Below are 24340 nucleotides of genomic sequence, written 5' to 3'. Positions count from 1 at the left end.
TTGCTCGTCGGTCCGGCCAGCGTCGCGGCTGTGTACCCGCCTTCGCATTTACAGGGATGACAACATGAGTGGTTACGGCTTTCTTTTCAGTATCTTCGTGCTGGTTCTGGCCAGCGCATTCTTCTCCGCCGCCGAAATCTCGTTGACCGCCGCCAAGCGCACCAAGCTGCACGTGCTCATGGAAAAGGGCAACCCGCAGGCAATCAAGGTGCTCGCCCTCAAGGGGCAGCCAGGCAATTTCTTCACCGTTGTGCAGATCGGCGTGAACGCGGTCGCCGTGCTCGGCGGCGTGCTTGGCGAGAGTTTCCTGACCGGCTATCTGTTCGCGTGGCTCTCGCCGCTCACCGATCAGGCGCTGGCGTTGCGCCTGGCAGGCATTGGCTCGTTCCTGTTCATCACGATCGCTTTCATTCAGTTCGCCGACCTGATTCCCAAGCGTCTCGCAATGGTCAACCCCGAGCGCGTTGCCATGGGCATCATTGATCCGATGTTGCTGTGCCTGAAGGTGCTTCGGCCCCTCGTCTACCTCTTCAACGGCGTGGCGAACCTGTTTCTGCGTCTGTTCAAGCTGCCGACGCATGCCATCGAGAACATTACGTCCGAAGATGTCGCGGCGATGGTCGGCGCGGGCGCGCAAGCCGGCGTGGTGCGCAAGCAGGAACTCCATTTGATCGAGAACGTTTTCGAGCTGGAATCGCGCACCGTCGGCTCGGTCATGACCTTTCGCGACGACGTGGTGTACTTCACCATCGCCGAGGACGAGCGCAGTATTCGCGAAAAGATCATCCAAAGCCCGCATTCGAAGTATCTCGTGTGCCGGGACGAAATCGACAACGTGCTCGGCTACGTCGACTCGAAGGATTTGCTCCAGCGCATTGCGAGCGAAGACCTGTCGAGCGTGATTCGCAATCTCGACCGCCTGTATGCGAAGAAGCTGCTGGTGATCCCCGACACCCTGAATCTTTCGGAAGCGCTGGCCCGCTTCAAGGAAACCCGCGAAGGCTTTGCCGTCATCATCAACGAATACGGTCTGGTGGTCGGTGTGGTGACGCTCAACGACATTGTGGGCGCGCTCATGGGCAACGTGATTCACCCGGCGGACGAAGATCAGATCGTGCAGCGCGACGAGCACTCATGGCTCGTGGACGGTGTCACGTCCGTCGAAGACGTGAAGAAAGCACTCGATATCGACGAGCTTCCTGGTGAAGGCGAGTTCGAGACCATTGCGGGATTCATGATCTATCAGCTCAAGCGCATTCCGAAGAAATCGGAAGCCACCGAGGCCGCGGGCTACAAGTTCGAAGTGGTCGACATCGACAACTACAAGATCGACCAGTTGCTCGTCACGCGGCTGGGCTCGGTGGCCGAGGCTGCTATCGCGGCAGCGGCGGCGCAGGCACCGAAGGAGGCATCGTAGCCAGCACCTCCATCAACCGGTCGGTCAAGCCGCCGTCGCGCTGCGTGGGCCGCGCGATGGCCGACGCGACGACCTGCCACGGCGCGTAAAGCCATACCTGACGGCGCGCTCGCGTCACCCCCGTATAGATCAGCTCCCTCGACAGCACCCGGCTCGCCTGTTCTGGCAGCACCATCGCCACGCGTTCGAATTCCGATCCCTGCGACTTGTGGATCGTCATGGCAAATGCGGTCTCGTGCGCCGGCAGACTGGCCGGGGAATAAAGGCGGTATCCCCCATCCGGCGTGGCAAACGCGACACGTAGTGTGCCGGACGGCCCGAGCGGCAACGCGATGCCAATGTCGCCGTTGAACAGGTTCAGCGCGTATTCGTTCTGCGTGACCAACACTGGGCGCCCGGCAAACCAGGCGCCCCCGCCAGCCCCGAGCGCCATACCGGCTCGACGCCCGAGTACCGCCGTCAGTTGCGCGCCGAGCAACTCGACGCCGCGTCGCCCGCCACGTGTCGCGCACAGCACGCGAAACTGACCGAACGCCGCAAATACCGGCTGCGCGACCATGGCGACATCGGCGGCGGTTACCGTCGCCGGATCGCCCAGTTGCTCGATCGTCGCGACCGCTTCGGCCAGCGCGGCGAGATAGGCCGAATACCCGTCCGCCAGCGCGTGCAGACTGGCGGGCGACAACTGCACGCCGCCGTCCTCACTGAACATCACGCGGTCGGCGTCGCTTGCCGCTGGTGCTGAAGTCGAACCGATGCCGGCGAACGCCCCGTCGTCCGCAAGGGTGCAGGCCTTGCGCGCCTCAATCACTTTGCCCGACTTGATGGCGGTTGCCAGGCGACCAATCGCAGAATTCTCTCCAAAGCGATAAGTTCGCTCCAACCAGACGACGGTGTCTTCCAGCCCTTGCGACACTCGGGCGCTTCCTGCGGCCGCATCCGGCGCGCCGTTCCCTACGACGGCCGCCAACGGTCCCGACCGGGGCAGCGCATCGACGGGCCATTCGAGCGCGGACAATAATCGCCTACGCATGTCCGGTGAGAACCTGCGGTGCGCGCTCAACTCTCCGAAGACGGCCCCCGCTTCAACCGCCGCCAACTGATCCTTGTCGCCCAACAGGATCAGGCGGGCGCTTTCCGGCACGGCTTCGAGCAATTGTGTTGCCATCGACAGATCGATCATCGACGCCTCGTCCACGACGATCAGATCGTAGGGCAGCGGGTTGGCCGCGTGATGTCGAAAACGCCGCCCCGCTTGCTCGGCCGACTCCGGCAAGACACCCAGCAGGCGATGCAACGTGACCGCCGCCTCGGGCAATGCCCTGCGCACCGTTTCCGGGAGATCCCGACGGGCCGTCAACGCCTCCTGCATGCGCTGCGCCGCCTTCCCCGTGGGCGCGGCCAGCGCCACGCGCAGGTTGGCGTCTCGCTCGAGAAGACAGGCGAGCAAGCCCACCACGGTGGTCGTCTTGCCGGTGCCGGGACCGCCGCTGAGCACAACCAACGAGCGTTGCAGCGCCAGCGCCGCCGCCGCCATCTGCCAGTTCGGTTCCTGCTGCCCGTCGGACGACACAAGCGCGCCTTCGCCAAAGTAACGATGCAGACGAGCGCGATCCGCCGCGGTGACCGGTGTGCGTTCGGTCAGCGACAACTTACGTCCGAGCGCCGTCGCCAGCCGCGCCTCATAGCTGTAATAACGTGCGAGATAGAGGCGATCGTGGTCGTCGAGCAAAAGCGGGAAGGCGTCGGCCTGGACGTCGTCGGTGCGCGCCAGCGCCAAGCTGGCGGGGGCACACAAGCCGCTGGCAAAGAGTGCCTCGCGCCAGACGGACAAGGCGGGGGCGTCACCCGGAAACAGTTCGCCGCTGGCTTGCCCGTCGAGCAGGTTATCGAGCGGCACGCAGACGTGCCCCTCGGCCGTGGCGAGGCTCACCGCGAGGGCGGCACGCCACACATAGCGGCACGTCGGCTCGTCCGCCCCGTGACCGCGCGCGAGCAGTGCCATTCGACGCGCGAACCCCTGCGCCAATCGCACCACGCCGCTGTCGGCCAACGGTGCCCCGGCCACGTCCCCCCGATCTCGTCGATCGCTCATGCGCCCTCCCGGTCGGCAGCGCCCGCGTCGTCACCTTGAACGTCCGGCGACAACGCTTGCGCCAGCGCAGCGTTGTCGCCCGAGGCGAAGAGCCGATCGAGCGCGTCGACCATCTCACGCGACGGCTTGTCGAAGAAGACACCCGGCACATCGTCACCGGCCAGATGCGCACGCGCCCAGTCGGGCCGAACGCCCCGGACAAACAAGTAGAGGCTGCCGCCCATATCGCGGTCGTATCGGTAGTCGGGTAATCGGCGTTGCAAGTAGCGATGCAACGCCAATGTGTAGAGGAGGTATTGGAGGTGATAGCCGTGCTCGGCCATCGCTTCGCGCAGGCCGTCGGCGCCGTAGTTTTCCGGGGCAGTGCCGAGGTAGTTCGACTTCCAGTCGAGGATCCACCACTGGCCGCCGTGCCGGAACACCAGATCGATGAACCCCTTGAGGTAGCCGCGCAGCACCGTGGCGTCGAGCGGCAAGTCCGGGTAACCGAACTGGCGCAACACGCCGCGCAGCGCCTCGAGCGACACGGCATCGGCCGGATAGGTGAATTCCATTTCGGTGAGCCGTTCGGTCATCGCCACGTCAGCCAGTTGCATACCCGGTCGCAACGGTGTAGCGAGCGTATCGGCCAGCATGCTCATCATCATGGCGCGCCACGTATCGTTGTGCTCGGCTCCGCGCCCGGGCGGTCGTTCGCGCAAGGCTCTAGCGACCGCATGTGGCCATTGCGCGCGCGCCTGAAAATCAGCCAGTTCGAACACACGGTGCAAACTCTCGCCGGCCGCCGGTCCGCGCGGAAAACGAAGAATGTCATCGGCGGGCGGCCAGGCATCGTCCCCCTCCGGCGGCAGGGCGAACGTCGGCCCGGCATTGGCCTGCGCGTCGTAATCGGGACGCGTACGCTCCGGCGCACTGAGTTGACCGCCGCCCAGTTGCGGACCGGCGTGCATCCCCGCCAACAGCCCCGAGAAGCTCCCGATCCGCCAGACTTCGCGCAACGCGCGAGTACTCGCGCGCGGGGTGAGTTGCGGCGCCGCGTCGTGGACGACACGCATGTCGGCATCCAACGCATCGCCCATTGGCAACGGCACCACCGCCAGTGGGCCACCGACCAGCGCCTTCCATGCCGACCGGATCGTGGCCACCCGCTCGTCGGTATCGAGCGTCGACGAAACCCACGTATCGAACGTATTGCCTTGCCCTGCCGCGAGCCAGTTGAGCATGCCGCCGCACGCTTCCTTCACGCTGCGTCGCGACGCATAAATGCCGGCCGCCAGGTAGCAACGGTAGACCGCGCGCGTCAGCGCTACGTACAGCAGTCGTGCCTGCTCTGCCGATTGCTCCTGCCGCAGCGCGGCGGCGGCGGGCGACCCCTTGCCCGCCGCATCGGTGAAGTCGATGACGGCCGTGGAACCATCGTGATACTCGAGTCCGTCGAGACGCCCACCGTCGCGCACTGCGCCGTCCCAAAGAAACGGACAGAACACCACGCCATACTCAAGCCCCTTCGACTTGTGAACGGTCACGATCTGCACCAGATTCTGATCCGACTCGAGACGCAACTGCGCGTCTTCACCGCCGCTCGCATTGCGCTGCGAGGCCAGCCAGCGCAGCAGCGCCGGCATGCCGGGCTGCTCGGCCCAGCGGGCCTGTGCAAGCTCTGCCAAGTGCATGAAGTTCGTCAGACGCCGCTCGCCGCCGGCCTGAGCGACCAGACGTGCCGCGAGGCCCAACTCGCGCATCAACGTGCGCCACATCGCCGAGAAGCCGCGGTCGATCCATAACTGACGATAGCGTTGTAGTCGCTCGATCCACGCGATCGCCTCGGCATCGGAGGCTTCGCTGGTCTGCATGCGATACAACGCCGTGGCATCGAGCCCGAACAGCTCGGTCGCCAGCGCAGCGCGCAGCGCCCGCACGTCGCCGGGAGACTCCACTGCACGCAACACCCGCAACAGCGTTTGTGCCTCGTCACTGGCAAACACCGAGTCCTGCGTCAGCTCCACGCTGCCCACCGCGTGCTCGGCAAGCATCGATTTCATCAGCGCGCCCTGCCGGTGCGTCTGCACGATCACGGCAATATCGCCCGGCGCGAGCGGTCGCTCGCCCACGCGCACGTCACCGCGCGCCGCGCCCGCGAGCAAGCGCGCCACCTCGGCCGCCGTCGCCCGCGCACACGCCTGCTGCGCGTCGTCCTTCGACAGCGGCTCGTCATCGTCCGGAAGCCACCAGACAGTGAAGTCGGCCACTTCGCGAGCGTCGGTGAACGGCGCTCGCTGCCGCGCCCCCGGGCGCACCGGCGGGTACTCGAGCCCGTCGAGCACGAACGCCCGGTCGTTGGCCCCGAACAGGCGATTGCCCGCCTCGATGATGGCCGGTGTCGAGCGTTGATTCACCGCCAGTGTGTACGCCGCGTCGGCGTTCTCGCGCGCGGCCAGATACGTATGCAGATCCGCCGCCCGGAAGCTGTAGATCGCCTGCTTCGGGTCACCCACCATGAACATCGGCCCCCGCCCGACGTTCGATGCGGCCGTCTCCCGCCGACCGTACACGGCGCTGAAAATGTCGAACTGCAGCGGATCGGTGTCCTGGAACTCGTCGATCAGTGCGCAGGGGTATCGCTCGCGCAAGGCCTCGGCCAGATCGGGGTGCTGGTTCAGTGCGCGTGCAATATTGCCAAGCAGGTCGTCGAACGACACCACCCGCAACTCGCGCTTGCGAAGCGCCAACTGGTCCGGGGCTTGCATCAGCCACTCGCGCAGCATCCGCAGCCACTGAATCGCGTAACGCTCGTGCGCGTCGGCGCGCGCTTGCACCAGCGCATCGGCCATGCCGAAAAACCGGTGATCGGGCGGCGTTTCGCCCTTTTTGATGTCCTTGGCGAGGCGCGTGGTGGTCAGCAATTCCGCCTTCGGACTCAACGGCGCCCCGGCATCGCGCGCGCCAAGATAGCGCGCCCAGGCCGATACGGCTTGCGCAAGCGATACCGCGTCGTAAATGTTTTTCTTGTACGACGGCAACGCCGCGCGCATCAGATCGGTAATTGCCGCGGCCTCGGCGGCCCAGCACTCGCAGGCCGCTGCGTAGGTCGCGAACCATCCCGGGTCCGACGACGCTTGAGCGTCTGACTCGACCGCCGACGGCCAGCGCAATTCCGACATGGGTTTCTTCAGCCGACGCGCCAACTGGTCGGTGAGCGTGCCGGGCGAGCGTTTCGCATCGACCAGCCACGCGGCGAAGCCGTCGTCCTGCGCTGCCAGCGGTTCGACCACACGGCGCCAGAATTCGACCGCGAGATCGTGCCGCACGCCATTGTCGTCCGGCACCAGCTCGTAGGCAAACGGCAATCCGGCCGCAAACGGCACCTCCGCCAGAGCACGTTGGCAAAACCCGTGAATGGTGTGAATCGAGGCCTGATCGAAGCCGCGCAATGCCGTTTGCAAGCAATCGCGAATGGCCTTCGGTGTCACGTCACCGCGCTCGATCAACCCCGCGATCATGACATTGAACAACGGATCGTCGCTGGCGTCCGGATCGAAGTCGACGATATCGTCGTTCTCGTCCTCCTCCTCGAAGACCGGCGCCATCGCAGCCACCAACGCAGCCAGCCGCGCGCGAATCCGCTCACGCAACTCGGCCGTGGCCGCGTTGGTGAAGGTGACGACAAGAATCTGCTCGACCGTCAATCGCTTCTCGAGCAGCAACCGCACGTACAGCGCGCAGATGTTCCAGGTCTTGCCAGTGCCGGCCGACGCTTCGATCAGGCAAACGCCGTCGAGATCGCAACTGAAGACGTCGAGGTCGATGAGCTGCGTCATGCGCCCTCCGCCACGTCAAGGTGTTGCACCAGAGGGCCGAGCAGTAGATTGGCGAGAGCATCGAACGGCGGCGCCAGCGGATCGTCCACGCCGCGCCAGATCAGTCGCGTGTACGGGTCGTCCGCGTCGCCCCGAGCGAATGCCGAACCGAGCCACGCACCTTGCGCCTCGCCCGGCTTGCCGGTACTCGCCAACTTCCACGCGCTTCGCGTAAAGAATGGCAACGGCCGCGTCTGCCCGAGGCGGTACAGCGCCACCCATTGCCCCAACAGCGTCGCCGCGTCTTCCACCGGCCGCAACGCGAATGTCTCGTCTTCGCCGTACCAGAGCGTTCTGGCGGCTACGTCCAGTCCTGCGTGCTCGGGCTGCTGGAGATGCGCACAAAGCGCCAGATGGGCCAGCCATGCGGCAAGCAGATCGCTCGGACGCTGGCTGCCGAATCGATACATGACCAGTCCATAGCGCGACACCGGGGCCAAGCGTCCCTGCAACAGGCAGGCTGCGCGCAACGTGGCATCGCCATGCCAGGCGGCCTGCGTCGATTCGCGCCATGACGGCGGCAGCGCCGGCGTCAAAGGCAGCGTCACCAGCAGCTCCTGCGTGCCTTCCGCCTGCGCGTCTCGCACCTGCGACGCCAGCGCGCGCAGGCCGCCCAACGCTCTGCGGCGCCAGACGGCACCGGTCGCCCCGCCCGGCAACTCGTGACTGACCTTCGCAATACGCTCAATGGCGTCGGCATGCGCGCGGGCGTCGCGTGCGTCGTGGCGCATCAGGCGCGGCAGCAGACGCGCCGCCAGCGCATCGCGTCCGGCCCAGTCGAGCATGAACGGCTCTTCGTCGTCGACCTCCGTGAGCAGTTCGCCGAGCGAGAGTCCCAGCCGGTCACGCGCCCACGCTCTGCCGGGATGACGCCAGAAACGCAGCAGGTCGTCCAACGTCAAATGGGTTTGTACGACAGCGGGCAACGGTTCACGCACGAATGGCGCGGCGCGGGCATTCGGTGTGGGGGACGCCAGTTGATCCGCCAATTGCTGCGCCGCCTCGGCATTGGCCACGTCGTAGCTGTAGAGCGACGGGTCGTGCCCATCGAAATACGCAGGAGAAAACGGTTGAAGCGGATGCGACACCGCAAGCCGCTCGCGGGCTTCGCGCTGATCGTCGAGGCAGTACCCCTGGGACACCGGTGCGAGCAACTGCCCGGCGAAGTCAAGCAATTCGTCCACAGCCGTCGATGGCGGCAGCGGCGCATTATCGCGCACGCTTCGGCCCGTGTAGGTGATCAGGAACCGGTCCTGCGCACTCAACATCAGATCGAGGAAAAGATTGCGCTCGTCGTCGCGCCGCTGGCGATCGCCACGTTGCGGCAACGCGCGCATGAGGTCGAATTCGTCGGCGCGCACGCGTCCCGGCAGCACCCCGTCGTCCATGCCGATCATGCACACCACGCGGTACGGCAGCAGGCGCAGGCTGGGGATCGCCGCAAACGTCACACGCCCCGATGGCACGCCGCCACGCGTCGGATCGTCGAGGGCATTGGCCAGCACGCGCGCCACCACGTCAACCGGTACCCGCACTTCGGGCGCTCCATCAGCGATAGCCGAGCCGATCTGTTCGATGGCCACGCGCACCTCGGCAACATCGTCGGCAAAACGAGGCTCGTCGGAAAAGAACTGTTCCAGCATCGCCAGCAGCTGATCGCGCCACGCGAGCCCCGTGCGCATCGTTTGCAGCGTGACGGCGGTGGCATCGAGATCGTCGACGAGCCGCGCCAGCTGCCCGAGCCATTCGGCACGGCCGCCCTCGATTCCCCCAACCGGTAGCCAATCGTCGACCGGCAAGGCGTCATCAGGCAAGGCGTAGCCGAGAAACAGCCGCATCATCGCATCGCCCAGGGTGTGCCGCTCCAACGCCGGCGAGACATCGGCCCCGGTCGGCGCGCACGCCTGCGGCGCGTCGAGCCGCAGCAGGGCATCACCGCGCCAGCCGCGTCGTGCACCGGCGGCATGCAACCAGTTTTGAACGGTGTCGAGCGCATTGCCGCCGAGATCGTAGCGTTGTGCGATGGCCTCCGTGCGTGCCAGTTCCACCAGACTCGACACCGCCACCCGCTGCTGCGCCAAGGCCAGGATGGCGGCGAACGCCCGCGCGACGGGGTTGGTCCGCGTCGGCGGCAACCCCGTCACCAGATAAGGAATGCGAGGTGTCGCGGTACCAAACACGGCGTCGATCAGCGGGGCCGCGCGCCCCAGATCCGGCACGGTCACGAGCACATCATCGGGACGCAAATCGGGAATCTCGTCGAAGCACGCCAACAACCGGTCATGCAGCACTTCGATCTGACGCGCCAGGCTGTGGCACACATGCACCTGCACCGACCCGTCGACGCTCACGCCATCGGGCGCGCCGTGACGGCCATCGTCCAACGTGAGAATGCCGTTTTGCAGGGCGGCGAGCAGCGTCGGTGCGGGATTGGGCTGGAACAGCGCCCGGTCCTCCACCGCCTGCGGTGCGAGGTCGGCATACAGCGCATCGATATGCGACTGCGTCTGGCGCCCCCATTCGGCGAGCAACGGATGCCCCACTTCCCGGTGCGCCCCCCCATCGCGCCGCGCCAGATACGACAGTCGTGACGGCGACACGATGTCAAACCAATAGCTCTCACACGGATTCAGGACATACAGGTGCACCTCGATCAGACGAGACATCGCCTTGAGCAGCGCCATCGAAAGCGGCGGCATCGACGACAGCGCGAACACCGACACGCGTGACGGCCATCCGGCAGGCACCGTCTGCGGCGTCAACGCCTCGATCCGGTCGATGGCCCGCAACGTTGGGTGACGCTCGCGAATCTCCAGATGCGCCAACACCTGCCGCCACAAGGCGCTCTGCCACACTTCGTCGGCACGCTGCGTCTCACCCCAGCCCGTGGCGGCGCCCGGCGCGATCGTCTCCCCGGATTGCCACCGCTCAAGCCAGTTCGGCCGATAGGTCAGATATTGGTCGTAGAGATGCGCCAGTCGGTCGGCCAATTCGAAGCGCATGACATCGTCCGCGCCCGTCAGATAGCCCGCCAGTCGCGGCGAGGCGTCCCCCCACGGCTGGGCGAGGCACTGATACAGCGGCCAGACAAGCCGGTCCGGCGCAAACGGCGAACTCTCGGGCACCGTGACCAGTTGCCCCGCCATGTCCCACAGCCACTGGGCGAGATAGGTCAGACGAACGTTGGCACACACGCCGAACACATCGGCATAGTCCAGTTCGAGCCGGCGCCGCACGGCCACACTTGGCACGACGATGGTTTCCGTCTCGAACGGATTACCGGCTTTCCCCGTGCTGCCGGGCGCCTGGGCGAGATCGCGCAACAGGGCGGCTTCAAGGGTGGTGAACCGGTTGGAAAAGAATAGGTGGAGCATGCGGGCGTGGCGGCTGAGCGAGTCTGTTCGCAAGCATAACAAAAGCCTCCTCGCGAAGCCCATCGGGCAGATCCGAAAACTTGCCCCGACATGAGTGACGGCAGCGTCAGGCGCCGTTACCGGTCCGTCGGCATGTGGGCCGTCACCGGCGGCATCCCCTCTTCGCGCCACGCGGGGCTTCGGCTAGACTCTGTCTGCACCGCGCCCTCCCCCCGCCGCGCGGCCGGCTTTGCTGCGGAACCCTCGCACCCGACGCATGGACTACCAGACCGATATCAAGAAATTCCTCTTCAGCCATTACTTTTTCACCGGCACCCGTCAGGCGTTGGGGGTCGTGTTGCCGGCGCTCGTGCTGTTCTGGGGGATGGACCAGCACCTGCTCGGCATCGAGGTCGCCTCGGGGGCGCTGTGCGCGAGCGTGGTCGACATCAACGGACCGCTGCGTCACAAGCACGCGGAGCTGCTCAGTTGCACGCTGCTCGGCGCCCTTACGGTACTGATCACCGGCATGGCCACCGCCGCGCAACCGTGGCAGCTCTGGATCACGTCGCTAACCCTGACGTTCGGCCTGTCGATGCTCGTGATCTACGGCTATCGCGCGTCGCTCGTGAGCTTCGCCTGCCTGATGATGATGGTGCTCAACGTCGAGGGCGATCTCACCCGGCATCAGGCCGTGCTCGATGCCGGCGCCGTGCTCGCGGGCGGCCTCTGGTACACCTACTTCAGCCTCGTCGTCTGCCGCGTCTGGTGGTTTCGCATCGAACAGCAGACGCTGGCCGAGTGTTTCTTCGTCACGGCGCAGTATCTCGAAGCCAAGGCGGCGTTCTACGACACGTCGACCGACATCGACGAATGCTACCGGCGACTGATCGCCGCGCAGGTCAACGTCGTGGAAAAGCAGCAGGCGGCGCGCGAGATCATTCTGCGCAACCTGCCCCGCCTGCGCACCGGCACGCTGGAGCCGCGCCGCACGATGCTGTTCAACCTGTTCATCAACATCGTCGACCTGCATGAGGTCGTGGTGTCGGTGCACACCGATTACCCGATGCTGCGCCGGGAGTTCGCCGACCATGACGTGCTCCTGTTCTTCCGCGACATGATCCGAAAGATCGCCAACGAAGTCGATGCCATCGGCTACGCCATCGCCACCAACGAACCATCGCGGGCGCAGCGCAGTTGGCGCGCGGAATTGCGGGCCATCGAGTACGAGATCGAGCTGATGCGCAAGCAGTCGTTGCCGCAGCGCGCGCCCGAAGCCTATCAGGCGCTGACGAGCACCTTCCGCCGCGTCTGGAGCAGCACACGTGTCGTGGAACGCATGCACCGCAACACGAATCTCGCCACGGCAGGGTCGGCCACCGAAGTCCAGATCGATCAGGCGCTCGTGCGCTTCACCTCACGACAGAGCTATTCTCCGAAATTGCTCTGGAAGAATCTGACTTTTTCGTCACCGAGCTTTCGCCATGCCTTGCGGGTGACGATCGCCATCACGGCCGGAATGATCATTTGCGAGAACTGGTCGCTGCTCGCCGGGCAGGCCCACAGTTACTGGGTGTTGCTCACGATCATCGTGATTCTGAAGCCCGGTTTCAGCCTGACCAAACAGAAGAACGCGCAACGTCTGACCGGCACGCTGGTGGGATGCGTAAGCGTGCTGATCATTCTGGCCTTCGTGCACAAGGCGTGGGTGCTGCTCGCCCTCATGTTCTTCTGCATGGTCATGGGCAACAGCCTGTCGCTGTTCAATTACGGCCTGTCGGTCGTATTCATGTCGTCCTACGTGCTGTTGCTGTTCCACTTCCTGCTCCCCGGGTCGCTGTCGGTGATCGGGGAGCGCGCGATCGACACGCTGATCGGCTCCGCCGTGGCGCTGGTGTGCTCCTATCTTTTCCCGTACTGGGAATACCGCCTGATGGGGCCTCTCATCCGGCAGGCGGTGCAGTCGACGCGCGCGTACCTGGAATCGTGCACCGGCCGCGACGGCAAGCGCGACGAGCTCGCCTATCGCATGGCGCGCAAGGACATGCACATTGCGTTCGGAAATTTCGGCGCGGCCTTCAGGCGCATGATGCTCGAGCCCAAGTCCAAACAGGTCTCGGTCGGGGAGCTCAACGATCTGCTGGTGCAGAACCATGTGATGGCGTCGTACATCACGGGGATGTCGGACGTGCTGCCGCGTCAGATTGCAGCGGACAAGAGCGGCGAGCTGGCGCAGGTCGTCTCCGCGATCAGCGATCTGCTTTCTCAGGCCGTGGCGGCCCCGGCCGCCTCGGTGCCAACGGATGCGCAGGCCGCGAGCGAAGCGATGCGCGACTACACGCGGCGCCTCGACGCGCTGGTCGTCGCCCAGGAGCAGCAATCGGACACGCCGGAGGCCCACGTCCAGGAAATCAAGCAGGTGGTGCATCAGCTCAAACAGATGCTCCGGGCGGGCGAGTTGATCCTGCGCGATATGCGAGCCATTCGCCTGCCGGCCTGACCGCGCGCGGGGCATCGCGGCCCCGCCGCCCCCTTCGCCGGCGGGTTCAACGATTCCGTCAGGCGATGCCCGTGCGCGTGGCGTAGTGATAGAGGTCGACGTCGCGGTCCAGCCCGAGTTTGCGCATGGCGTTGGTCTTCTGTGAGCTGACCGTCTTGACGCTGCGACTGAGCTGGAATGCGATTTCGCTGATGGTGAGCCCGGAAACGAACAGCCGCACCACTTCCACTTCGCGACCCGAGAGCTTCGACGCATCGATCTCGGTGTCGTCGACCACCGAGTCGTGCAGGCGCGTCGCCAGTCCCGCCGGAATATAGCGGCTGCCGTCCGCGACCACGCACACGATATCGGCAATCGAACTCTGCTCGTCGAGCTTGGAGAGAATCGAATGCACACCGAGCTTGAGCATGCCGCGAAGAATCGCCAGATTTTCCAGCATCGTGACAACGATGATCTTGATGTTCGGGAAATATCGGCGCACATAGCCGATCAGAAACAGGCCGTCCTTGAAATTTCCCCCTGGCATTGAAAAATCGGTCACGAGAATGTCGCATGGCGCCTTGGCCAGCAAATTCACGAGTTCTGACGAATTGGCCGCCTCGCCGACCAGATGAATCATTTCCCGCTCTTCGAGCAGACGTCGTATTCCATAGCGCACAATCGGATGGTCGTCCGCGACCACGACATTGATCGTCATCGTTGCCCCCTCCCCTTATTCGTCATCTGGCAGCACCGTCATCGCCGCACGACACGTACGGTGCTTCGCGCCTGCCATTGCCGCGAAGCGAGTCCATTCTGGCAAAAAGGGATCCTCCCGACCGGCTGGGAAACGTCACATAGACGATGCGCATGGGCCGCCTTGCCACGCGGTGTGGTCAATGCGCGCGCGGCCCGCATGCTGCCCGATAGAGCGGGTACTGCGGCCTAACTGCTTGACGGGACTCGCCCGGAGGTGAAATTGCTCAGACGTCCGGCAGCACAGTCTGTGCTACTCGCGTTACCGGTATTCGGACGATTCGCGGTGAGCGCTTCCGACATTCCAATCTCGAAGTTCGGAATTACCTTAAACACCAACGCCCGATTTAGTGATCGGCTCGTTGTGCGCGTCGGAATATGCGTAGTTGGCGCAGGGGGACATTCCGAGGGTGTGCCCCGGTCGCGAACACCTCGACCGGGCGCTGACGAGGCGGTTCGGACGGCGCGTTACGCACGTTACGCACGTTACGCGCGTTATGCACGTTACGCACATTAGGCGCGTTACTTCTGCCCGTCGCGGCCATCGGCGGAGCTGGCGTTCGTGGACGCCTTCACCGCCTGCGACGCACCAGGGTTCTCGCCCGCGGACGACAAACCATGCCAGCCGCCGCCGAGCGCGGTCACGAGCAGCACGTTGGCCGTGAACTGACGGCCGAGAATCGTCAGCGCCGTACGCTCCGTGGTGTACGCCGTCGTCTGCGCCGTCAACACGTTCTGGAACCCGACAGTGCCCGCCTTGTACTGATTGAGGATGAGTTGCAGCGCCTCGCGCGACGACTGCACCGCCTGGTTCTGCACGGCAGCCTCACGGCCCAGATAATTCAGCGCGGCGAGGTTGTCTTCGACCGACTGGAATGCCGTGAGCACCGTCTGACGGTAGGTCGCGACCTGTGCGTCGTACGCCGCGATGGCCGCGTCGGTCTGCGCGCGACGCAGGCCGCCGTCGAAGAGCGTGGCCGCCAACGCCGGACCGACCGACCAGAAGCGGCTCGGCAGCGTCAGCCAGTCGGCGAAGCTGCTGCTTTGGAAACCGCCCGTCGCCGAGAGCGTAAGGGTCGGGAAGAAGGCCGCCTTGGCGACGCCGATCTTCGCGTTCGCCGCCGCCACCGAGCGCTCGGCCGCCGCAATATCGGGTCGCCGTTCCAGCAAGGTCGACGGCAGGCTCACCGGCGCCATCGGCAACGCGGCGCGCAGCGGCATCGGCGTAAGCGAGAACGCCGCCGGCGCCTTGCCGACAAGCAGCGCGATCGCATGCTCCAGTTGAGCGCGCGTCACCTCGATATCGAGCGCCGAGGCCTGCGCCGATTGCAATTGCGTCTGCGCCTGAATCACGTCGGAGCGCTGCGCCACACCGACGGCGTATTGATTCTGCGTGAGCTTGAGCGTTTGCTCGTATGCCGCAACCGTACGGTCGAGCAGCGCCCTCTGAGCGTCCGTTACCCGCAGGTCGAAGTAGTTCTGGGCGAGCAGCGCCTGCGCCGACAGACGTGCATTGGCCAGATCCGCCTCGCTCGCCTCGGCGCTCGCGTTGCCGGCCTCGACCGAGCGGCGCACGCTACCCCAGATGTCCGGTTCCCAGCTCGCCGTGCCCGACAGGCTGTAGCTGTTCGAGATCCCGCCCGCCCCCGATCCGCTCACCGCCGAGCTGCTCACGCGCGAGCTGGCGCGTGTGAGACCGGCGTCGGCGCCGATCGTCGGAAAGAAGGCAGAGCGCGCCTGCGAGGCCACGGCCAGCGCTTGCCGATAGTTGGCCTCGGCAACCTTGATGTTCTGATTGTCGACGTTGACCTGCGCCATCAGGTCGGCGAGCACCGGGTCCTGATAGATCGCCCACCACTCGCCCTTGGACGCCGCATCGCTGGGCTCGGCGAGCTTCCAGTCCCCCGTCTCCTTGAACGCGGCCGGCGTGTCGATGGCTGGACGCACATAGTCCGGCCCCACCGCGCAGCCCGCGAGCCACAGTACGGCGCTTGCCGCAAGCCACGTGGCGGCGCGACGCATGCGCGGCGGCGTCCTCGCGCCTCGCCCTTGCAGCGCAACCGCTGCGGGTGCAGCGGGCGGATGAGATCCAGCGGTGGCGACTTGACGATTCAGGTTACGGGACATGGCACGCATCGGCCCTTCGGCCAGAACAGAAGTTTCAAAAGACGCTCCGGGACGCGACGCCCACGGACCCGCACGGTGCAGGCAGCGCGCGGCATCAGCCATGCCCCACCTCCCCGACGTCGCCCTGGCCGCGTTGACCACGCGCACGCCATCGCGCCCAGCGCAGCCGCAAGCGATCGAGATAGAGGTACACCACCGGCGTCGTATAAAGCGTGAGCACCTGGCTCACGAGCAGGCCGCCCACGATGGAAATCCCCAACGGCTGACGCAGCTCCGCCCCATCACCCGTGCCCAACGCAAGCGGAATCGCACCGAGCATGGCGGCCATCGTCGTCATCATGATCGGGCGAAAGCGCAGCACGCACGCGTGGTAGATGGCCTCGCGCGGCGGCATGTTCTGGCGCCGTTCGGCATCGAGCGCGAAGTCGATCATCATGATCGCGTTCTTTTTCACGATACCGATCAGCAGAATCACCCCGATCAGCGCGATGATGCTGAACTCGGTATTGAAGAGCAGCAACGCGAGCAACGCCCCGACCCCCGCCGACGGCAGCGTCGACAGAATGGTGAGCGGATGGATGTAGCTCTCGTAGAGCACGCCGAGCACGATATATACCGTGAGCAGCGCGGTCAGGATGAGTATCGGCTGCGACGACAAGGCCGACTGGAACGCCTGCGCCGTGCCCTGGAAGCTGCCATGCACCGACGTCGGCATGCCCAGCCGGCCGACGGCGTCCTGGACCGAGGCTTGCGCCTGCGACAGCGATACCCCCGGCGGGAGGTTGAACGAAATCGTACTCGCCGCGAATTGCCCCTGGTGCGAGACCCCCAGCGCCGTATTGGTCGGCCGATACCGCGCGAATGCCGAGAGCGGCACCTGCGCCCCCGCCGAGGTCACCACATAAATGTCCTTGAGCGACTCGGGGCTTTGCCACCATTGCGGCGCAACTTCCATTACAACCTTGTACTGATTGAGCGGATTGTAGATCGTGGAGACCTGCCGCTGCCCGAACGCATCATTGAGCACGCTATCGATCTGACTCATCGTCAGACCGAGGCGGGACGCCTGATCGCGATCGACGTCGAGCGTCGTCTGCAAGCCTTTGTCCTGCTGGTCCGTGTTGACGTCGACGAGATTCGGCAGATGCGAGAGCGCATTGCGCACCTTCGGCTCCCACTCGCGCAACTGCTGTAGATCATCTGCCTGCAGCGTGTACTGGTACTGCGCGTTACTCGCCCGCCCGCCGACGCGAATGTCCTGCACGGACTGCAGATAGAGCATTGCGCCAGGCTCCTTGGCCAGCTTGCCCCGCAATCGCGCAATCACCTGATCGGCCGAGATTTTGCGCTCGCCCAACGGTTTGAGCGTAACGAACATCAAGCCCCCGTTTCGGTTCGATCCGCCGGTAAAGCCCGTGACGGTCGACACGTCCGGATCGGCCTGCACGATCTTGATGAAGTCGGCCAGCTTCTTTTCCATCGCCTGGAACGAGATCGCCTGATCGGCCTGAATGAAGCCGATCATCCGCCCCGTGTCCTGCTGCGGGAAGAAGCCCTTCGGCACGACGGTATACAGCCAGACGTTCAGGCAGATCGTGGCAAACAGAATCCCCAGCATGAGCGGCCCGTGGCGCAACGCCCACGAGAGCGAGCGCTCATATTCGCGCAGCATGCCGTCGAACATGCGCTCGGTCCATCCGCCGATCCGTGTCCAGACGGATGGTCGCGGCGGCGGCGCGGCGGCGCCCGGCGCAGACTTACCCTTGAGCAGACGCGCGCACATCATCGGCGTCGCTGTGAGCGAGACGACCAAAGAGACCAGGATAGCGGCCGAGAGCGTGACGGCGAACTCGCGGAACAGGCGCCCCACGATGCCGCCCATGAGCAGCAGCGGGATGAAAACCGCCACCAGCGAAATGCTCATCGAGAGCACCGTGAAGCCGACTTCGCGCGTGCCCTTGAGCGCGGCGGCGAACGGACTCAGGCCATCTTCAATATGGCGGGCAATGTTCTCGAGCACCACGATGGCGTCGTCGACCACGAAGCCCGTCGCAATGGTGAGCGCCATGAGCGACAGGTTGTCGAGACTGAAGCCGCACAGGTACATCACGCCGAACGTGCCAATCAGCGACACGGGCACCGCGACGCTCGGGATGAGCGTCGCCCGCCAGTTCCGCAGGAAGAGGAACACCACCAGGATGACGAGCGCAATCGAAATCAGCAGCGTGCGCTCGACTTCCTTGAGGGATGCCCGGATCGTCGGCGTGCGGTCCATCACCACGTCGAGATTGATGGCCGCCGGGATCGAGGCGCGCAGCACCGGCAGGATCTTGTTGATGCCGTCGACCGTCTTGATGATGTTCGCGCCGGGCTGCGTCGTGATGATGAGCACCACCGACGGCTTGCCATTGGCCGACCCGGCGTTGCGCAAGTCCTGCACCGAATCGACCACGTCGGCGACATCGGACAGGCGCACCGGACGGCCGTCCCGATAGCTGACGACGACCGGCAGATAGTCCTTGGCCGTCTTCGCCTGATCGTTGGCGAGAATCTGCCAGCGCTGATCGCCGTCTTCGAGCGCACCCTTCGGGCGGTTTGCGTTGGCGGCCTGAATCGTCGTGCGCACCGTCTCGAGCGGAATCTGGTACTTGTTGAGTGCCGTCGGGTTGAGTTCGACCCGCACCGCCGGCAGCGAACTGCCGCCCACGGTGACATCGCCTACGCCGTCGAGCTGAGAGATCTTCTGCGCGAGGATGGTCGACGCGGAGTCGTACATCTGCCCGCGCGTCATGCTGTCCGACGTCAGCGCAAGAATCATCACCGGTGCGCTCGCGGGATTCACCTTGCGATAGGTCGGATTGCTCGGCAGGCCCGACGGCAGCAGACTGCGCGCGGCGTTGATCGCCGCCTGCACGTCGCGCGCCGCGCCGTTGATATCGCGCGAGAGATCGAACTGCAGCGTGATGCGGGTCGAGCCCAGCGTGCTGTTCGACGTCATTTCCGTCACCCCGGCAATCCGGCCGAGCGAGCGCTCCAGCGGCGTGGCCACGCTCGCGGCCATCGTCTCGGGACTCGCGCCGGGTAGCGACGCCGTAACGGAGATCGTTGGAAAATCGACCTGCGGCAGCGGCGAGACTGGCAGCAACCCGAACGCGACGATGCCCGCCAGCGTCACCCCGATGGTGAGCAGAACGGTCGCGACCGAGCGCTTGATGAAGACAGCCGACAGGTTCATCGCGCTGGGCCGCCTGTGGTGGCCGGGCCGTCACTGCCGCCGCCCGGCGTGCCATGATCGCCGTGCCCCGGATCGTCCGGCGGCCCCGAGGTACCGAAACGCCGATCGCGCCAGGCGCGCGCCCGTGCGGCCAAGCGGTCGAACCACAGATAGATCACGGGCGTGGTAAAGAGGGTGAGCACCTGACTGACCATCAGCCCGCCCACCATGGTGATCCCGAGCGGCTGCCGCAACTCGGACCCCACGCCCGAGCCAAGCATGAGCGGCAGCGCCCCCAGCACAGCGGCCATCGTCGTCATCAGGATTGGCCGAAAACGCAGCAGACAGGCCTGATAGATCGCCTCGCGCGGCGCCATGCCGCGTTCACGCTCCGCCTCGAGCGCGAAGTCGATCATCATGATGGCGTTCTTCTTCACGATGCCGATCAGCAGGATGATGCCGATGATCGCGATGATGCTGATGTCGTTGCCCGAGACCATCAGGGCGAGCAGCGCGCCGACACCGGCCGAGGGCAGCGTCGACAGGATCGTGATCGGATGGATGTAGCTCTCGTAGAGCACCCCCAGCACGATGTACATCGTCACGACCGCCGCGAGAATCAGCCACAGCGTGTTCGAGAGCGACGCCTGGAACGCCTGCGCCGCACCCTGGAAGGTCGTCTGCGTGCTCACCGGCAGGCCGATGGACGCCTCGGCCGCGGTAATCGCCTTCACGGCATCGCCGAGCGATGCGCCCTTGGCGAGGTTGAACGAGATCGTGGCGGCCGGGAACTGGGCCTGGTGGTTGATGGCCAGCGGGGTGGGCTTCTCCACGATCTTCGCGAACGATGTCAGCGGCACTTGCACCCCCGAGGTCGACGCAACGTAAATGCCCTTCAGCGCGTCGGGGCCGCGCTGGAAATCGTTACCCACTTCGAGCACCACGCGGTACTGCGACGCCTGCGTGTAGATCGTCGAAATCAGTCGCTGGCCGAACGCGCTGTAGAGCGTCTGGTCGACGGCCGCCGGCGTCACGCCCAGGCGGCTCGCCGTGTCGCGATCGATGTCCACGTAAGCCTGCAAGCCATTGACTTGCAGGTCGCTCGTCACGTCGGCCAGTTGCGGTACGTGTTGCAGCTTGTCGACGAGCTTTGGCACCCAGATGCCGAGCGTATCGAGACTCGGATCCTGCAGCGTGAACTGATATTGCGTTCGGCTGATGCGGTCTTCGATGGTCAGATCCTGCACCGGCTGCATATAGAGCGCGATGCCGGGCACGTTCGCCACCTCGGGCTGGATGCGGCGGATCACCGCCGAGGCGTCGAGTCCGCGCACGGCCTTGTCCTTCAGATTGATGAGCAGCCGCCCGCTGTTGAGCGTGGTGTTCACCCCATCCACGCCGATGAACGACGACACCGATTCGACGGCCGGGTCCTTGAGCACGGCGGCGACCAATGCCTGCTGGCGCTCGCCCATTGCCGCGAACGAGATCGACTGCGGCGCTTCGGAAATCCCCTGGATCACCCCCGTGTCCTGCACCGGGAAGAAGCCCTTCGGCACCCACAGATACAGCAGCACCGTGAGCACAAGCGTGCCGAGCGCGACGAGCAGCGTGGCCGTTTGACGATCGAGCACCCATGAGAGCCACTCGCCGTACTTCGCGATGATGCGGTCGAATATCTCGCCGGTCTTGCGGTAGAACTTGCCCTGCTTCTCTTCGGGCACGTGACGCAGCAGCTTCGCGCACATCATCGGCGTGAGGGTGAGCGACACCACGGCCGAGATCAGGATCGACACCGCCAGCGTGATCGCGAACTCGCGGAACAGGCGGCCGACAACGTCGCCCATGAACAGCAGCGGAATGAGCACGGCGATCAGCGAGAACGTGAGCGAAATGATGGTGAAGCCGATCTGTTCCGCGCCCTTGAGCGCCGCCTGCAGCGGCTTTTCCCCCTGCTCCATGTAACGCGCGATGTTCTCGATCATCACGATCGCGTCGTCGACCACGAAGCCGGTCGCGATGGTGAGCGCCATGAGCGTGAGGTTGTTGATCGAGAAGCCGGCCAGGTACATCACGCCGAACGTGCCGACGAGCGAGAGCGGGACGGCCACGCTTGGGATGATCGTCGCCGAGACGTTGCGCAGGAACAGGAAAATCACCATGACCACCAGGGCCACCGCGAGCAGGAGTTCAAACTGCACGTCGGAGACCGAGGCGCGGATCGTCGTGGTACGGTCGGTCAGCAACTTCACGTCGATGCTGCCGGGCAGCGAGGCCTGCAACTGCGGCAGCAACGCCTTGACCCGGTTGACTGTCTCGATCACATTGGCGCCCGGCTGACGCTGCACGTTGAGCACGATGGCCGGCGTGGTATCCGCCCATGCGGCAAGCTTGGTGTTCTCGGCGCCATCGATGACGTCGGCGACATCGGAAAGACGGATCGGGCCACCGTTCTTGTACGCGATGACCAGGTTGCGGTACTCGTCGGCCGACGCGAGCTGGTCGTTGGCGTCGATGGTCGAGGCACGCAGCGGACCGTCGAAACTGCCCTTCGCCTGGTTGACGTTGGCCGCCGCGATGGACGTGCGAACGTCCTCGATACTCAGCCCGTACGACGTAATCGCGCGGGGATTGACCTGAATGCGCACCGCCGGGCGTTGGCCACCCGAGAGGCTCACCAGACCGATGCCGGGCAATTGCGAAATCTTCTGCGCCACACGTGTGTCGACCAGATCTTCGAGCTTGGGCAGCGGCAGGGTCTTCGACATGATCGCCAGCGTCAGGATCGGCGTATCGGCCGGATTGACCTTGCTGTAGATCGGCGGCATCGGCAGATCGGTGGGCAGCAGATTGCTGGCGCTATTGATCGCGGCCTGCACTTCCTGCTCGGCAACGTCGAGCCCGAGATTGAGCGAGAACTGCAGCGTGATCACCGACGCGCCGCCCGAACTGGTCGACGACATCTGGTTCAGGCCCGGCATCTGGCCGAACTGACGCTCCAGCGGGGCCGTCACCGACGAGGTCATCACATCCGGGCTGGCGCCCGGGTAGAGCGTGACCACCTGAATGGTCGGATAGTCGACTTCCGGCAATGCCGAGAGCGGCAACAGCCGGTACGCGACGAAACCGGCAAGCAGGATCGCCACCATCAGCAACGAGGTGGCGACCGGTCGGAGAATAAACGGGCGGGACGGATTCATTGGCTACGTCGAAGGGCGTCTCTGGGGGGCCGTGGGCCAAACGTGGGCGAGGCGTGGACGCGGGAGGTCGTGCGACGTCACGCGAGACCGCCCTATTGCGCCGGACGGCGATGACCGCCGTTGCGCTTGTCCCCCGGCGCGGGCGGCGCAACGGCCGCCGCACGGCTCGCGGCCGTGATCACCTCGACCTTGGCGCCGTCGCGCAGCTTGTCCATGCCGTCGATCACGAGCTTCTCGCCGGGCGCGATGCCAGACTCCACCGCGACGTTGGTGCCGTCGGTCGGTCCGAGCTTCACGGTCTTGAGCTTGACCGTCTGATCCGGCTGCACCGTGTAGACGAAACTGCCCTGCGTGCCGCGCTGTACCGCGGCGCTCGGAATCAGCGTGGCGCCCTTGAGCGTGTCGACGAGCATCTTCACGTTGACGAACTGGTTCGGAAACAACAAGCCATCGCGATTGGCGAATTCGGCCTTGAGCTTGACGGTGCCGGTTGTCGTGTCGATCTGGTTGTCGATGGAGGCGAGCCTGCCGGTGGCCAGCTTCACCTTGCCGGCGCGGTCGAAGGCTTCCACGGGCAGCGTCTCCCCGTCTCGCGAGCGTTTGAGGACCTTCGACAGGTTGTCCTCGGGAATCGTGTAGACGACGGTAATCGGCGTCACCTCGTTGATGATGACGATGCCGTTGGTGTCCGACGCGTGAATGATGTTGCCCGGATCGACCTGGCGCAGCCCCGCGAGCCCCGACACCGGCGCGATCACGCTGGCATAGTTCAGTTGCAGGCGGGCGTTGCCGAGCTGCCCCTCGTCGGATTTGACGGTTCCTTCGTACTGCTTGACGAGCGCACGTTGAGTGTCCACCGTCTGCGCGGCGATCGAATCCTGCTTGAGCAGTGTCTCGTAACGGGCGAGGTCGAGTTGCGCATTCTTGAGCAACGCCTGGTCGCGGGCGAGTTGGCCCTCCATCTGGGTGACCTGTACCTGGAACGCACGCGGATCGATTTCGGCGAGCAACTGGCCTTCCTTGACGATGTCGCCTTCCTTGAAGTGCACCTTCATGAGCTGTCCGTCGACACGCGAATGCACGGTCACACTGCGCGTGGGCGTGACGGTGCCCAGCCCGTTGAGGAAGACCGGCAGGTCGCCCGTCTTCGCCTCGACCGCCGTCACCGGCGTGGCGGGTGCACCCGCACCCGCCATGCCGCCCGGCGCTGCGCCGCGACGCCCGCCCGCTTGAGCAGGACCTTGCGCACTTTGGGAATGCAGGCGGTAATAAACACCTCCGGCGATGAGCACGACGATCAGTCCGATCACGGCGGGCACGAGCCAGCGGCGCGTGCCAGAAGCCACAGGGGCTGGCCCGGTGTCGCGTTGCGTGCCGGCAGTGGCGGGTGCGGGCCGATCAGAACCGTTCGGTGGTTCGGAACCGTGGGGACCGTGCTCGGTCATGACTTCCTCATTACAGCGCAGTGGTAGGTGGATTCGTCCCGTGTGGACGATGGTCTTGCGATCGAGTGCCGCGGCGCAGCAAAGCGTCCGTCAACCCCGGGGGCCTTGCCTCACGCCAGATCCGGCCAATCAGCATAGCAGACCGTTGTCGAAGCCCGATAGGACGGCTGATTACACCCGCTTTCCCCAAGGGGAATCGCGCTTGGCGCGGCAAAGGAAAGACCGGCCGCGCGCGCGATGGTTCGCATGACAGCGTTGGCACCGCGCGTCGCGATGCGCTGCATTGCCTTGTCGCAGCGCTCTCGCAACGCGAGACGTACGACTGGGTGTGCGGAATCGGCCACCGGCAGGGTGGCTTGCCGGTTAGATCGAACCTTATGCGATGGGGACGAATTTC

General features: G+C 65.2%; 10 protein-coding genes. 2 read left to right on the top strand and 8 right to left on the bottom strand.

Annotated features, from left to right (window positions below; all coding sequences use genetic code 11):
• Positions 1 to 64: 64 nt before the first annotated feature.
• Positions 65 to 1417: a hemolysin family protein gene (locus PanNE5_RS12545; RefSeq protein ID WP_017232835.1), complete on the top strand. Its 1353-nt coding sequence runs from the start codon at positions 65 to 67 to the stop codon at positions 1415 to 1417.
• On the opposite strand, the gene recD is transcribed toward PanNE5_RS12545, so the two are convergent.
• The 3 genes from recD to recC are packed head-to-tail and all read right to left on the bottom strand — an operon-like array spanning position 1374 to position 10743.
• Positions 1374 to 3512 (bottom strand): exodeoxyribonuclease V subunit alpha, encoded by a 2139-nt coding sequence (gene recD, locus PanNE5_RS12540; protein ID WP_261938073.1) that lies wholly within the window; start codon positions 3510 to 3512, stop codon positions 1374 to 1376. The two genes, PanNE5_RS12545 and recD, sit on opposite strands and share 44 nt — an antisense overlap.
• A complete protein-coding gene (gene recB, locus PanNE5_RS12535) occupies positions 3509 to 7330 on the bottom strand; it encodes an exodeoxyribonuclease V subunit beta (protein WP_261938072.1) in 3822 nt (1273 codons plus the stop codon). Before recB ends, recD begins: the two co-directional genes overlap by 4 nt.
• Complete coding sequence (gene recC / locus PanNE5_RS12530) at positions 7327 to 10743, bottom strand: exodeoxyribonuclease V subunit gamma (RefSeq protein ID WP_261938071.1); 3417 nt, start codon at positions 10741 to 10743, stop codon at positions 7327 to 7329. The genes recB and recC overlap by 4 nt, the downstream gene beginning before the upstream one ends.
• 256 nt (positions 10744 to 10999) lie before the next feature.
• On the opposite strand from recC, the gene PanNE5_RS12525 reads away from it, so the two are divergent.
• Positions 11000 to 13222 carry an FUSC family protein gene (locus PanNE5_RS12525; RefSeq protein WP_017232831.1) on the top strand — a complete coding sequence of 741 codons (2223 nt, stop codon included), beginning with the start codon at positions 11000 to 11002 and terminating at the stop codon, positions 13220 to 13222.
• A gap of 58 nt (positions 13223 to 13280) precedes the next feature.
• Here PanNE5_RS12525 and PanNE5_RS12520 read toward each other — a convergent pair whose 3' ends face one another.
• From PanNE5_RS12520 to PanNE5_RS12500, 5 genes are all read right to left on the bottom strand, one after another.
• Positions 13281 to 13919, bottom strand: coding sequence for a response regulator (locus PanNE5_RS12520; protein ID WP_017232830.1), 639 nt, complete (start codon positions 13917 to 13919; stop codon positions 13281 to 13283).
• A gap of 560 nt (positions 13920 to 14479) precedes the next feature.
• Positions 14480 to 15979 (bottom strand): efflux transporter outer membrane subunit, encoded by a 1500-nt coding sequence (locus PanNE5_RS12515; RefSeq protein ID WP_232424555.1) that lies wholly within the window; start codon positions 15977 to 15979, stop codon positions 14480 to 14482.
• A gap of 199 nt (positions 15980 to 16178) precedes the next feature.
• Positions 16179 to 19319 (bottom strand): multidrug efflux RND transporter permease subunit, encoded by a 3141-nt coding sequence (locus PanNE5_RS12510; protein WP_261938070.1) that lies wholly within the window; start codon positions 19317 to 19319, stop codon positions 16179 to 16181.
• Positions 19316 to 22498 carry an MdtB/MuxB family multidrug efflux RND transporter permease subunit gene (locus PanNE5_RS12505; protein ID WP_261938069.1) on the bottom strand — a complete coding sequence of 1061 codons (3183 nt, stop codon included), beginning with the start codon at positions 22496 to 22498 and terminating at the stop codon, positions 19316 to 19318. The genes PanNE5_RS12510 and PanNE5_RS12505 overlap by 4 nt, the downstream gene beginning before the upstream one ends.
• A 92-nt stretch (positions 22499 to 22590) precedes the next feature.
• A complete protein-coding gene (locus PanNE5_RS12500; protein WP_261938068.1) occupies positions 22591 to 23844 on the bottom strand; it encodes an MdtA/MuxA family multidrug efflux RND transporter periplasmic adaptor subunit in 1254 nt (417 codons plus the stop codon).
• Between the last annotated feature and the right edge of the window lie 496 nt (positions 23845 to 24340).

Origin of the sequence: Pandoraea sp. NE5, assembly GCF_024363545.1 — a bacterium.
Lineage (GTDB): Bacteria > Pseudomonadota > Gammaproteobacteria > Burkholderiales > Burkholderiaceae > Pandoraea > Pandoraea cepalis.
Note: the sequence above shows the minus strand (reverse complement) of the source record. Positions and strands in the feature narration are given on the sequence as shown.

What these genes read in the sequence shown, in the direction of transcription:
- PanNE5_RS12545 (WP_017232835.1), top strand. Translation starts at nt 65, where the DNA reads ATGAGTGGTTACGGCTTTCTTTTCAGTATCTTCGTGCTGGTTCTGGCC.
- recD (WP_261938073.1), bottom strand. Translation starts at nt 3,512, where the DNA reads ATGAGCGATCGACGAGATCGGGGGGACGTGGCCGGGGCACCGTTGGCC.
- recB (WP_261938072.1), bottom strand. Translation starts at nt 7,330, where the DNA reads ATGACGCAGCTCATCGACCTCGACGTCTTCAGTTGCGATCTCGACGGC.
- recC (WP_261938071.1), bottom strand. Translation starts at nt 10,743, where the DNA reads ATGCTCCACCTATTCTTTTCCAACCGGTTCACCACCCTTGAAGCCGCC.
- PanNE5_RS12525 (WP_017232831.1), top strand. Translation starts at nt 11,000, where the DNA reads ATGGACTACCAGACCGATATCAAGAAATTCCTCTTCAGCCATTACTTT.
- PanNE5_RS12520 (WP_017232830.1), bottom strand. Translation starts at nt 13,919, where the DNA reads ATGACGATCAATGTCGTGGTCGCGGACGACCATCCGATTGTGCGCTAT.
- PanNE5_RS12515 (WP_232424555.1), bottom strand. Translation starts at nt 15,979, where the DNA reads ATGCGTCGCGCCGCCACGTGGCTTGCGGCAAGCGCCGTACTGTGGCTC.
- PanNE5_RS12510 (WP_261938070.1), bottom strand. Translation starts at nt 19,319, where the DNA reads ATGAACCTGTCGGCTGTCTTCATCAAGCGCTCGGTCGCGACCGTTCTG.
- PanNE5_RS12505 (WP_261938069.1), bottom strand. Translation starts at nt 22,498, where the DNA reads ATGAATCCGTCCCGCCCGTTTATTCTCCGACCGGTCGCCACCTCGTTG.